Origin of the sequence: Lacticaseibacillus camelliae DSM 22697 = JCM 13995 (assembly GCF_001311195.1) — a bacterium.
GTDB classification, from domain to species: domain Bacteria; phylum Bacillota; class Bacilli; order Lactobacillales; family Lactobacillaceae; genus Lacticaseibacillus; species Lacticaseibacillus camelliae.
On record NZ_BBAJ01000063.1, the window covers coordinates 1 to 12855 of the forward strand.

Below are 12855 nucleotides of genomic sequence, written 5' to 3' on the forward strand. Positions count from 1 at the left end.
AAAATTGAGGTACAAAAAAAAGGTCGCCTCCCAGCGGAAGCGGCCTTTTCGGTAACATCAGTGGTGCATTCTAGTGCAGTTCGTCCCATGGGTCCAGCGGAATCGGCTCGGTCTGCGTTGCGGCCAGGATCTCTGGTGTCAGCAGGTCTTTGCGAATTGCAACTTCATAGGCGTACTGCTCGAACCAGCTTTGGTCGGCGACGTAATAGCCGTCGTTGCCGCGGTCCTTGCCCCAGGAGTTTTCGACCTTCCAGCGGGTCGGCTGGCCGTTGTCGTCCAGGTCCACACCGGTAAGGGTCATCGCGTGGGTGACCTCAGCCTGCCGAGTGGCGAAACGCTCGGCCACACCCAGCTTCATGTCAAAGCCGAACAGGGTGGAGTAGTCGTACAGGCCGCCGGTCAGGGTGCCGGTATCGCGGTCGACGTCTTGACCGACATCATTGCCGAACCAGACCGCCTCGCCGGCTTGCAGCTGCTTGATCGCCAGTTTTGCCAGCTGGTCTGCTGGCACGTTCACAAAGGTGATCGGCCGGCCGCCCACAACGGTGTTTTGACTCGGCAGACTGTAAGCTTGGAAGTACTGCTTGGTCTTGCGCGGATCGGCGACGAGGTTGACGTACTGGCCCAGGTCCCAGCCAACATACTTGGCGTAGAATTCCTTTGGGGTCAGGCCGCGGTCGGCGTGGAAGTTTTTCTTGTCGTCGCGGTACTCGAAGTCGAAGGTCGCTGGCGGGTTGCCGTACGCGTAGGCCACAATGCGGTAAATGGCGCTGAGGTTGTCGTCCTTGATCGCTTCGAGCGCGTCCTGATCCTTGCCGGCCTTGGCCGCCTGCTGGATCTCGCTGGCCGCTTTGCGCAGCTTGAGGTTCAGCACGGCATTAATTTGGCCGGTGGCGGAGCTGTTGAACGTTTCAGGCATGACCGACTTCGGCACAATGCCGTACTTTTCGATCAGCGCCGGGGCGTTGTCGAACTGACCGCCGTCACCGTTAGGCTGCTCGAGCAGGGTCGCCAGTTTGCGGTCCTCAGTCGGGGACGCGGTGGGGTTCGCGATGACCTGTTCGAGAAACAGGTTGGACTTTTCAATGCGGTCGTAAAAGGCAGGTAGGCCTGGGACAGCTCGAGGTCCTTGATGCCGAATTTTTCACCGGCAAAATGGCGCATGGTGTTCAGTTCTGAGAACATCCAGCAGCGCCCGGACTGCTTCTGGTTCGTGACCTTACCCGTGTCAAGCTCAATGGAAAAGGCGAGCTTAATGGCCTTGTCGTTCAGCGTGCCGCGGCTTGCTGCCTGCGGGCCGACGTTTTGGACGGCCTTGGCCAAGGCATTGGCGCCCGGCTGACTTTCCAGATCTTTTTTTTGTACTGGTCGATCTGATCAAACGAAATTGCTTTTGCCAAATTTTTCACTCCTCACTAAAACATATTACTCAGTCTACCGCTTTTCTGAGACGACGTGAACAACTTTATGAGAGAAAAATGAAACTCTCTTGCCTGATTTTAAACTTAGCCTGAAATTTTTCCGTAAGCTGAGGGCCTTGCCTTGGTGTGGCCGGCTCCAGGCCTGTGCAGCTATGATATAATAATGACAACTTTGTCGCGAAAGGGCGATCCCGTTGCTGAAAAAGCTACATTACCTCGACTATAAACTATTAGTGCCATACCTCGTCCTTTGCGCAACCGGGGTCGTGATGGTGTATTCGGCCAGCGCCTACTGGATTCAGACGCAGTATCGCTGGGCGGATAACGCCGTGATGATCAAACAGCTTGCGTTCGTCATCGCGGGGCTCGTGCTGGCGCTGTTTTTCTTCTACTTCAAACTCAGCTTGTTTCGCAAGCCCAAGTTTCAGGCGGCGCTCTGGTTGATCTTGTTTGCCTCGTTGTTCTACCTGTTGGTGGTGGGGCGCTCAGTCAATGGCGCGGCGGCCTGGATCCCGGTTGGGCCCATCAACGTGCAGCCGACCGAGTTTGCCAAGTTGATTGTCATTTTCTACTTGGCTTATATGTTCAGTCAGCGGCAGGACAATATGCGACGCCCCGATTTTTCACTGAAGGAACTCGTCAAGCCGCTGTTCCTGGTCGGGATGGGTATCTTCTTGGTCCTGATCGAACCGGATACCGGCGGCGCCATCATTATCACGGGCATCACGCTGATCATGCTTTGTGCCAGCGGCATCTCGCTGCGGTGGGGGACTGGTTTTTTTCGCCGGTCTGGTCGTCCTCGTCGGCGGTTTGTACTATGTGTTCGCCAACGTCAAGCTGCCGCACTGGCTGACCAAGCATTACCAAATCCAGCGGCTGACCGCGGCGATTCACCCGTTTCAGGAAAGCAAAACGGTCGGCAACCAGGTGGTCAACTCTCTGCTGGCAATCAACCACGGCGGCTTGTTCGGCGTCGGGCTGGGCAACGGCACCCAGAAGCTCGGCTACCTTCCCGAGCCATACACCGACTTCATTTTGGCGGTGATCGCCGAGGAGCTCGGGCTGGTCGGTGCGGCCATTGTGATTGGGCTGATTTATTACCTGATCGCGCACATTTACCTGATCGGTATTCGCTCGAAAAACGCGTACCGGTCACTGATCAGCTATGGCATCGGGACGCTGATGCTGATTCAAACCACGTTTAACGTCGGGGCGGTGACCGGGCTTTTGCCAGTCACCGGGGTCACGCTGCCGTTCATCTCGTACGGCGGCTCGTCGATGCTGGTCCTGAGCATCGCGATGGGTGTGATGCTCAACATTTCGGCGATGGAGAAGCAGGCGCTGGTCGGCAAACCGGCTGGCAAACGGGTCAAGTGAAAGGAAGCACGCACATGCGTAAAGTCTTAGTGGCTAACCGCGGCGAGATCGCGGTGCGGATCTTTCGGGCAAGCGAGGAATTGGGCTCAAGACTGTCGGCATTTACGCCAAGGAAGACGAGCTAACCATTCATCGGTTCAAGGCGCAGGAAAGCTACCAGGTCGGTGCCGGCAAGGGGCCCATTGAGGCCTACCTTGACATGGACGACATTATTCGCATTGCCAAAGAGTCTGGGGCGGACGCGATTCATCCCGGCTACGGTCTACTGTCGGAAAACGCCGAGTTTGCGCGGCGCGTCGAGGCGGCCGGGCTGACCTTTGTCGGCCCGCGCCCGGAGCTGCTGGACATGTTCGGCGATAAAGTCGCGGCCAAGCGGGCGGCGGTCAAGGCCGGTCTGCAAACCATCCCGGGCATGACCGAGCGACGTGCGATTTTAACGAAATCGTGGCCTTTACCGAAAAGCACGGCTTCCCGATCATGCTGAAGGCGGCCTCCGGTGGCGGCGGCAAGGGCATGCGCATTGTCCACTCCGAAAAGGAGCTCAAGGACGTCTACCAAAATGCGGTGTCTGAGGCGGTGGCCAGCTTCGGCGACGACCGGATGTATGTTGAGCGCTACCTCAAGGATGCCAAGCACATTGAGGTCCAGATCCTTGGCGACCACAACGGTAACCTGATCCACCTGTTCGAGCGCGACTGCTCCGTGCAGCGGCGCAACCAAAAGGTGATCGAAATTGCGCCGGCGGTCGGGCTGGCGCCAGCGCTGCGGGCCAAGATCTGCGATGCCGCCGTGGCACTGATGAAGAGTGTCAACTACGACAACGCGGCCACTGTCGAGTTTCTGGTCGAAGGCGACCAGTTCTACTTTATCGAGGTCAACCCGCGGGTTCAGGTCGAACACACCATCACCGAGCTGATCACCGATGTCGACATCGTCCAGGCCCAGCTGCGCATTGCGGCAGGGGAGGACCTGTTCAAGGATATTGGCATTCCGCACCAGCAGGACATCACGACGCGCGGCGCGGCGATTCAGTGCCGTATCACGACCGAAGACCCGAGCAATCACTTCATGCCGGACACCGGCACGATTACGACCTACCGCAGTCCCGGTGGCAACGGGGTGCGGCTGGATGTCGGCAACGCCTATGCCGGCGCGGTCGTCAGCCCGTACTACGATTCGCTGCTGGTCAAAACTTCCGTTCACTCCGGGTCGTTCCTTGGCGCCGTGGCGAAAATGACGCGCGCGCTGAAGGAATTTCGCATCAGCGGCGTCAAGACCAACTTGGCCTTTCTGCTGAACGTCCTGGAAACGCCGACGTTCCGTTCCGGCAGTGCCACAACGACCTTCATTGATGAGACACCGGCCTTATTCAAGCTGCGGCCAGTCGAAAGCCGCACTACTCAGCTGATGACCTACATCGGCCAAACTACGGTCAACGGCTTCCCAGGCGTGCACCAGCACACTGAAAAGCTGCTGGCGGATTTTGACTATCACCCGCGGTTCAAAAAGACCCAGCCGCAAACAGATCTGGTCGCCATGCTGCACGACCAAGGCGCCGATGCCGTGACCAAGTGGCTCACCGGGCAAAAACGGGTGTTGCTGACCGATACCACGTTGCGTGACGGGCACCAGAGCCTGTTTGCGACACGGATGCGCACGCGCGACATGCTGCGGGTGGCCCAGGACTTCAGCAACGCGCTGCCGAACCTGTTTTCTGCTGAAATGTGGGGCGGGGCGACGTTTGATGTCGCGTACCGCTTCCTGAACGAGTCGCCTTGGGTCCGGCTGGACCTGCTGCGCAAGCTGATGCCGCACACGCTGCTGCAAATGCTGTTCCGCGGCAGTAACGCGGTGGGCTATCAGAATTACCCGGATAACGTGATCAAGAAGTTTATTCAAGTCGCGGCAGACCGCGGCATCGATGTCTTCCGCATTTTTGACTCGCTGAACTGGGTGCCGCAGCTCACGCACTCGATCGATGCCGTGCGCGAAACCGGCAAGCTGGCCGAAGGGACGATGTGCTACACCGGCGATATTCTGGCCGACAGTCACCCGAAGTACTCTCTGGCCTATTACGTGGACTTGGGTAAACAGCTGGTCGATGCCGGCGCCAACATTTTGGCCATCAAGGACATGGCTGGGCTGTTAAAGCCTGAGGCGGCGTATGAACTCGTCTCCGCGCTGAAGGATGCGGTCGACGTGCCGATCCACTTGCACACGCACGACACCACCGGCAACGGCGTGGCGACTTACGTGCAGGCGGTCAACGCTGGGGTGGACGTGGTCGACGTGGCCCAGTCCGCGTTTTCCGGCACGACCAGCCAGCCGAGCATGGAAAGTCTGTACTACGCGCTGGCCAACAACGACCGGCAGCCGGACCTGAACGTGCAAGACGCCGAAAAGCTGAATCATTACTTCGAAAAGGTCCGCCCGTACTACCAGGATTTTGCCAACGGCGTGACCGGCCCCCTGACCGATATTTATACCGTGCAAATGCCAGGCGGCCAGTACAGCAACCTGAAACAGCAGGCCGAGTCGATGGACATCACCGACTTTGAGGCCGTCAAGCAAATGTACGCGCAGGTCAACGAGATGTTCGGCGACATTGTCAAGGTGACGCCGTCGTCCAAGGTGGTCGGCGACATGGCGCTGTTTATGTTGCAGAATCACCTGACCCCGCAGGACGTGCTGGATCACGGCGAGACGATCGACTTTCCGGCCAGCGTGGTCGACTTCTTCAAGGGTGACCTCGGCCAGCCGGTCGGCGGTTTTCCTAAAGTTCTGCAGGCCAAGATCCTCAAGGGTGAAAAGCCGTTGACGCAGCTCCCTGGCGCGCTGGCCAAACCCGTCGACTTTGAGGCCGTGCGTCAGCAGCTCGCCGCCCAAGGCCTGCCGCACCCAACCGACGCGCAAGTCCTGTCCGCCATTTTGTACCCTGAAGTCTACGCGACTTACCTAAAGAACCGGCTGAAGTTCGGTCCCATCACGGCGCTGGACAGTCAGACCTACTTCCAGGGCATGCGCATTGGCGAGCGCATCACTGTCGATGTGCGGCCAGGGCTGCAGGTCGTGATGCAGCTGGACGCGATTTCACCGGCTGATGCGGCCGGCAAGCGCACGCTGTACTTCACGGTCAACGGGCAAAAACGCGAGGTCCAGGTGCTGGACGAATCCGCGCAGCACACGGTCGCCACGAAGCGTCAGGCCGAGCCGACCGACCAGAACCAGATCGGGGCCCCAATGGGTGGCCGGCTGGTGGCCGTCGAAGTGAAGGAAGGCCAGCAGGTAGAAAAGGGCGATGCGCTCTTCGTCACCTCGGCCATGAAGATGGAAACAACGGTGCACGCGCCGTTTGCCGGCACGATCACGCACTTGTATGCCGGCGAAGGCGACCTAGTGGAAACCGGCGAGCTGCTGGCCAAAATGAAGCCGCTGGCGCAGAACTGATTTTGTGAGGAGGAATTGCATGCTTGAGGTCACCAAACGCCAGGGCCTAGTGGTCTGGGTGTATTCACTCAAACAGATGAAGGCCTTGCGTCATTACGGCACGATTCTTTACGCGTCGCGCCGCATGAAATATGTCTATTTATACCTGGATATGGACAAAATTGACGACACCATGGCCAAGCTCAAGAAACTCCGCTTCGTCAAGGGGGTCGAAAAGTCCCAGCGGCCGTTCATCGCCACCGAGTACTCCGGGGACACCAGCCTGTCCGCGCTTGAGGACGACCAGGACGACGATGCGCCCAAGAGGTACCGCGATGCGCGTCATTAGCGGGGAATTTCGCGGCCGGCGGCTTGCCGCCGTGCCTGGTGCCAGCACGCGCCCAACGGCAGATAAGGTCAAAGAGTCCATGTTCAACATGCTCGGCCCATACTTTGACGGGGGTGACGCCTTAGACCTATACGCAGGCACCGGCGCCCTTGGCATCGAGGCCGTGTCGCGCGGCATGGCCACCGCCACGCTGGTCGACAAGGCGTATCCCGCCATTAAGGTCATCAAGGAAAATGTTGGCCAGCTGCCGCACCCGGAGCGCTTCACCGTGGTGAAAAGTCCGGTGGACCGCGCGCTGAAAACCTTTGGTGAGGCGAACCGGCAGTTTGACCTGATCATGGCCGATCCGCCTTACGCCAAGCAGGAAGCGCTGGCGCAGCTGGCGCTGATTGCCGAGCTGCACCTGCTGGCACCGGCAGGCACGGTAATGTTTGAAACGGGCATGGACGTGGTTTACCCCGATGTGATCCCAGGCTATGACAAGGTGCGCCGTCAGACGTACGGTGTCGCCCAAGTATTGATCCTGAAGCAAAGCGAGGCAGAGTAAATGGTCAAAGCAATTTTTCCCGGGAGTTTCGATCCCTTCACCAATGGCCACCTGGACACCGTAACGCGCGCCGCCAAAATGTTCGACACGGTGGTGGTCGCCGTGATGACCAACACATCCAAGCACCCGCTTTTTCGGCAGCCGAAAGGTCGCGCTGATCCAGGAAGCGACGGCAGGGCTGGCCAATGTGGACGTGGTCGCCGCGCCTTCGATGCTGACGGTGCGGTTCGCCGAGCAGATCGGTGCCACTGTGCTGGTGCGCGGCGTGCGCTCCGGCAAGGACCTCGACTACGAGCAGGACATCGCGGAGATGAACCAGGTGCTGTCGCCGCAGCTGGAAACGGTGCTGCTGCTGGCAGACAAGCGCTACCGGTTCCTGTCGTCCAGTTTGATCAAGGAAGTCGCGACGTTTGGCGGCGATGTCAGTTCGCTGTTGCCGGCGAACGTGAACGCCGCAGTCATGGCAAAGTTAGGTGATGCGCATGAGCAAGCGAAAACAAACCAGTAGGAAACGGCGTTGGGGAATCATTGGGGGACTGGTGGCTGCATTTGTGGTGGTCGCCGGTCTCTTATTTTACCCGACGAATTGCTACGCCGAAGTGCCCGGCTCGGCCGAGTCGCTGAAGCCGTATGTGACCGTCGAAGGGAAGAAGGACACGGAAAAAGGGGCCTACATGCTGACGACGGTCGGCGTGGTGGGCCCGGCGTCCCCGGCGCTGCTGCTTTGGGCCAAGATGCAGCCGTACTCCGAAATCATGTCCAAGCAGGAGCTGATGGGCGACGATGATTCGAAGTCCTACGCCTTTCTGCAGGAGCAGTACATCAAAAGCGCGGCGAACAACGCCGTCCAAGCTGCGTTCAAAGCGGCAGGCAAGCCGGCCAGAATGCGGCACCTGGGGATTTACGTGATGTCGCTGGTCAAGGGCTCGCCGTTTAAGGACAAGCTGGAAGTCGGCGACACCATTACCGCACTGGACGGCAAGCGCTACACCACTGCCAACCAGTACATCAAGGAAATCCAGTCGCGCAAGATTGGCTCCAGCCTGACTTTGACCTTCACGCGCAAGGGCAAAGTGCACACGGCGACTGCCAAGCTGATGAAGCTGCCTGGGACCAATAAGGCCGGCATTGGCATTGAGTTGACCGAGCACACGACCATCAGCACGACGCCGAAGGTCAAAATCGATGCCGGCCAGATCGGCGGCCCGAGTGCCGGCCTCATGTTTGCGGTCCAGGTCTACACCGAACTGACCAATCAGCACTTCCGCCACGGTCAGAAGATTGCCGGCACCGGCACCATTGACGGTGATGGCAACGTTGGCCAAATCGGGGGCATTGACAAGAAGGTCTACATGGCCAACAAGGAAGGCGCGAAAGTCTTCTTTGCCCCGGACCAGCCGGCCACTAAGCAGATCCGCAAGCTCGACCCTGGCTACGAAAATAATTACGCCGTGGCCAAGCGCACCGCCAAGCAGATCAAGACCAAGATGAAAATCGTCCCGGTCAAGACACTGAAGGATGCGCTGGACTACTTACGGACCATTAACCATCGAGTCGTCGCGGTTTGCGGCGGCTTTTTTTTATGGTGCGAAGGGCTGGCGGTTTTAGCGGGCTAGGCTAGCCACTCCCGCGTTGCCAGTCCGTAGCCCGTGTATGGTGCGAAGGGCTGGCGGTTTTAGCGGGATGGGTAGCCGCTACGCATGTCAGAGGTATTGCCGCGGGTTTTTGGCGGCGAGGCCTCTGGCGCAGCTGGATGCTCCCGCGTTGCCAAGTCGCAGCCCGTTTGTTGCAGTTGTTTCTCCCGCAGCAGTTGGCTATGATTAAAGCAATGCGAGAAAACAGTGAAATCACGAGGAGGAAACATGACAGATAAACCACGGATTCAAGATGATCTTTACATGGCCGTCAACGGCGACTGGCAGGAAAAAACGGTGATCCCGCCTGACAAGGCGATGGTCAGTGCTGACTCCGACCTGACCGATAACATTCGCGCCAAGCTGGTCAAAGATCTGACCGCGTTGGCCAACGGCGAGCAGACGACCAATGACCCGGCGCTGCAGTACGCCGCCAAGCTGTACGTGAAAGCCAGCGACAAGGCGGCCCGCGACGCACTGGGCATTGCGCCGATTGTGCCGCGGCTAAAGCACTTGGAGAGTCTTAAGACGCTGGCCGATTACAAGGCCGCGCTGCCGGAGTTGGTCCAAGACGACTACCCAGTGCCGTACGACTGGATGGTCATGGCCGACATGCACGACGCGACCACCAACCAGCTGCATCTGGCCGGCTTCAGCACCATTTTGCCGGACGCGGCTCAGTACGCGGAGGATACGCCGGAAAACCAGGAGAAGTTTGATGCCTGGCGCAAAATGGCCCTGGGCCTGCTCGAGGCAGCCGGCTACGATGCTGACACGGCTGAAACTTACGTGACCGACGCACTGGCCTTTGACCAGCGACTCGGCAAGCTGACCCCAACCAACGAATTTCTGGCGGTCGACACCAACTGGGACCACCCGACCAGCTGGGCCGACCTGGCCGACGAGACCAGCAACATCGGTCTGACCGATGCCTTGGCCAGTGCGCTGCCCGCGACGCCGGCAACGGTGAATGTCCTGATGCCGGATGTGTTTGCGCAGATGAACACCCTGATCTCAGAAGCCAACTACCAGCAGTGGCAGCACCGCGCCATCATCAACGAACTGCTCAATGACGCGGACCTGCTCAGTGATGACCTGCGCACCCAGGCCGGTGCCTACGCACGCTTTTTGACCGGTCAGGAGGCGGCGACGGAATGGGTCAAGGCGGCCTTCCAGCTGACCAACGCGTTCTTTGCCGATTCAGTTGGTCTGTATTACGGCCGCACGTACTTCGGTGAAAAAGCCAAGGCTAACATTACGGCGATGGTCGAAGAGCTGATTGCCCAGTACCAGGTCCAGCTCAACCACAACACCTGGCTGAGCGCCGAGACTCGCGACAAGGCCATCCGCAAGCTCAAGACGATGAAAATCAAGATGGGCTATCCGGACGCGGAGCCCAAGCTGGCGCTGCAGCTGCATTTTGACGACAGCGATAACTTAGTTGAAGCCGTCGCCAAGCTGACCAGCCAGGTTCAGGCCTTTCGCTTCGGCCAAGTTGGCCAACCGGTCGACCGCAGTGAGTGGCGATGCCGGGCTACCTGGTCAACGCGTGCTACGATCCGTCCAAAAACGACATTACGTTCCCCGCGGGCATTTTGCAGCCGCCATTCTACAGCCTTGACTGGTCGCGGGCCGCTAACCTTGGCGGCACCGGGGCGACGATTGGCCACGAGATCTCGCACTCCTTTGACAATAACGGCGCCGAGTACGATGAGAACGGGTCGATGAACAACTGGTGGCAGCCGGCAGACAAGGCTGCCTTCAGCAAAATCGTCGATGCGGTCGCGGCGCAGTTCGATGGTCGTGATTCGTACGGCGCCAAGATCAACGGCCGGCTGACCGTGTCGGAAAATATTGCCGACAACGCCGGCATGGCGGTTGCCTTGGCCGTGCTGGGCAAGGATGCGTCGCAGGAAGACCTGCAGACCTTCTTCAAGGCTTACACCAAGTCCTGGGCGACCAAGATGCGGCCCGCCATGGCGCAGAACCGGGCGACGACCGACGTGCACGCGCCGGCGCAGCTGCGCGTCAATGTGCCAGTGCTGAACTTTGACGCCTGGTACCGCGCCTTTGACGTGAAGCCGACGGATAAGATGTACCTGGCACCGGAAAAGCGCATCAACATTTGGGATAAGTAAGCGGCCAGTTTGGCCCGAGCCGTCGCAGTCAGCTGCGGCGGTTTTTTTCGTGCCCTCGCGTAATCTAACTGCGAGGTGATCGAAATGGCAACAGTGAAAGAGTGGGTGCGTGAGTACTGGTACCTGGGCCTAGTGGCGGCTGTGGTGGGCGTCTTCTTATTGTGGCAGGCGCGCCAGCCACTCCTGCACCAGTGGCGGAGCCGCTGGGGTCAAGCGTCAGCAGCCTGAGCAGTCCCGCCAGCAGCGCGGTGGCAAGTCCCAGTGTCCCGCCGAAAAATGGGTACGTGCACATCAAGGGCGCCGTGAAGAAGCCCGGCGTCTATCCGGTCGAGGCCACGACACGCTGGGTCGATGTCGTGGCGCTGGCCGGTGGGTTGGCTGGAAATGCCGATGTGAGTCAGGTCAACCTGGCACAGCTGGCCGTCGATCAGGACAGTCTGTACATTCCCAAGGCCGGTGAGGAAGTGCCAGCGGCCGCCTTGCCTGCGTCTGGCGGGGGTGCAGCGGCCACGGCCAGCAGCGCTTCCGGCGCGCTGGTCAATTTGAACACAGCTACGGAAACGGAGCTTCAGACCTTGTCCGGTATCGGGCCGAAAAAGGCGGCCGACATCATCGCCTACCGTGACCAAAATGGGGGGTTCAAAGCGGTCGAGGATCTGAAAAACGTGAGCGGCATCGGGGATAAAACCTTCGAGCGCCTGGCCCCGCTCGTCACGGTTGGGCCATGAACCGGCGTGGCATTTTTCTGCTGGCGGCGGGGATGGGTGGCATGCTGGTGTTCATGCAGCCGTGGTGGCTCGGGTTGCTACTGATTGGGTGGGCGCTTTTTAAGGCAGCCCGGATTGCGAGAATCGGCTTGCTGCTGGCGCTGGTGATTGGGCTGGCTTGGGGCTATCACACCGCGCAGCTCACGGCTGACCCGCCTCAGCCAAGCGGTGCGGTGACCGTGATGCCCACGGCTTGGCAGGTGACCGGGGAGCTAGTCCGGTACACCGGCACAGCGGCCAACGGCGTGCCAATCAGCGGCAGCGCCAAGGTGACCGGAGAGCTTGCGACCGCGCTGCGCCAGATGACGATCATCACCACCGTTGAGTGGGCAGGGGATTTGACGCGCTTGGGCGGCGCGCGCAATCCCTACGAGTTCGACTACGCGATCTACGCGTGGCGCCAGAATCAGTTGGCGTGGCAAAGCCAGCAACAGACCCTTCAACTGACCGCCCGGCCGGCGCGCGGCATTATCGAGCAGCTGCACGTGCTGCGGGCTAAGGTGTTACTTCACCTGCGCCAGCTTGCGCCGCGGACTCAGGCGTATGCAAAAGGGCTGCTGCTGGGGCAGGTGGACAGTGATTTTGCCGAGCAGCGCGAAGCGTTCGTGACGCTGGGCATTTTTCACCTGTTCTCAGTTTCGGGTTTGCACCTCTACGCGTTGATCGGCGCGCTGTACTGGTTGACCGACCGGCTGCGGCTGCCAAAAGAGGCGGTCGACTGGAGTTTGCTGGGGCTTTTGCCTACGCTGCTGGTGCTGATCCCGCCGGCGGCCGGCATCATGCGCGCGGTGTGGCTGCGGATCATTGCCATGCTCAATGACCGGTTTGTCTGGCAGTGGACGCCGCTGGATTGTTTTTCTGCCGCCGTCGCACTGAACCTCGGCATGCAGCCGTACGTGCTGCACACCATGGGCGGACAGTTGACTTATCTGCTGTGCTTCGTGCTGCTGGTGATCACCACGGGCCGCTGGGGGATGAGCTGGCGGCTTGCGCTGGTGAGCACACCGGTGGTCCTGTTTCACACGTTTCGCGTGCACCTGCTCGCGTCGGTGTTCAGCTGGCTCCTGATGCCGGTCTTTGAGCTGGCCTTGATGCCAGTGCTGGTGGTCGTCAGCATCTGGCCGCACCTGCCAGGCAGCGCGGCGCTTGAGACGGTCTTAGTGCACGCCGAAAAAGGGTTGACGGCGCTGGCCGCG

At 59.8% G+C, this 12855-nt stretch carries 6 protein-coding genes and 5 pseudogenes; 10 read left to right on the forward strand and 1 reads right to left on the reverse strand.

What is annotated here, in order from left to right:
• Positions 1-70: 70 nt before the first annotated feature.
• A pseudogene (locus JCM13995_RS10275) lies at positions 71-1323 on the reverse strand (C1 family peptidase).
• 367 nt (positions 1324-1690) lie between these two features.
• On the opposite strand from JCM13995_RS10275, the pseudogene JCM13995_RS17165 reads away from it, so the two are divergent.
• The 10 genes and pseudogenes from JCM13995_RS17165 to JCM13995_RS10320 all read left to right on the forward strand — a co-directional run.
• Positions 1691-2095: pseudogene (locus JCM13995_RS17165) on the forward strand (FtsW/RodA/SpoVE family cell cycle protein); the annotation flags it as partial.
• A 67-nt stretch (positions 2096-2162) separates the two neighbouring features.
• A complete protein-coding gene (locus JCM13995_RS17170) occupies positions 2163-2798 on the forward strand; it encodes an FtsW/RodA/SpoVE family cell cycle protein (RefSeq protein ID WP_263849656.1) in 636 nt (211 codons plus the stop codon).
• Between the two features lie 14 nt (positions 2799-2812).
• Positions 2813-6245: pseudogene (locus JCM13995_RS10285) on the forward strand (pyruvate carboxylase).
• Positions 6246-6264: 19 nt separating this feature from the next.
• Entirely contained in the window at positions 6265-6573 is a 309-nt protein-coding gene (locus tag JCM13995_RS10290) for a YlbG family protein (protein ID WP_054665312.1), read from the forward strand.
• Positions 6560-7120, forward strand: a complete 561-nt coding sequence (rsmD, locus tag JCM13995_RS10295; RefSeq protein ID WP_054665315.1) for a 16S rRNA (guanine(966)-N(2))-methyltransferase RsmD — start codon at positions 6560-6562, stop codon at positions 7118-7120. The genes JCM13995_RS10290 and rsmD overlap by 14 nt, the downstream gene beginning before the upstream one ends.
• Positions 7121-7628: pseudogene (coaD, locus tag JCM13995_RS10300) on the forward strand (pantetheine-phosphate adenylyltransferase). It begins immediately after the preceding gene.
• Complete coding sequence (locus JCM13995_RS10305; protein ID WP_082397816.1) at positions 7603-8736, forward strand: SepM family pheromone-processing serine protease; 1134 nt, start codon at positions 7603-7605, stop codon at positions 8734-8736. The pseudogene coaD and the gene JCM13995_RS10305 overlap by 26 nt, the downstream one beginning before the upstream one ends.
• A 246-nt stretch (positions 8737-8982) precedes the next feature.
• Positions 8983-10892, forward strand: a pseudogene (locus tag JCM13995_RS17795) (M13-type metalloendopeptidase).
• A 161-nt stretch (positions 10893-11053) separates the two neighbouring features.
• Complete coding sequence (locus JCM13995_RS10315) at positions 11054-11620, forward strand: helix-hairpin-helix domain-containing protein (protein ID WP_439645217.1); 567 nt, start codon at positions 11054-11056, stop codon at positions 11618-11620.
• Positions 11617-12855, forward strand: a 1239-nt coding sequence (locus tag JCM13995_RS10320) for a ComEC/Rec2 family competence protein (RefSeq protein WP_162230947.1), incomplete at its 3' end; no start/stop codon positions are given. The genes JCM13995_RS10315 and JCM13995_RS10320, both read left to right, overlap by 4 nt.

What these genes read in the sequence shown, in the direction of transcription:
- JCM13995_RS10290 (WP_054665312.1), top strand. Translation starts at nt 6,265, where the DNA reads ATGCTTGAGGTCACCAAACGCCAGGGCCTAGTGGTCTGGGTGTATTCA.
- rsmD (WP_054665315.1), top strand. Translation starts at nt 6,560, where the DNA reads ATGCGCGTCATTAGCGGGGAATTTCGCGGCCGGCGGCTTGCCGCCGTG.
- JCM13995_RS10305 (WP_082397816.1), top strand. Translation starts at nt 7,603, where the DNA reads ATGAGCAAGCGAAAACAAACCAGTAGGAAACGGCGTTGGGGAATCATT.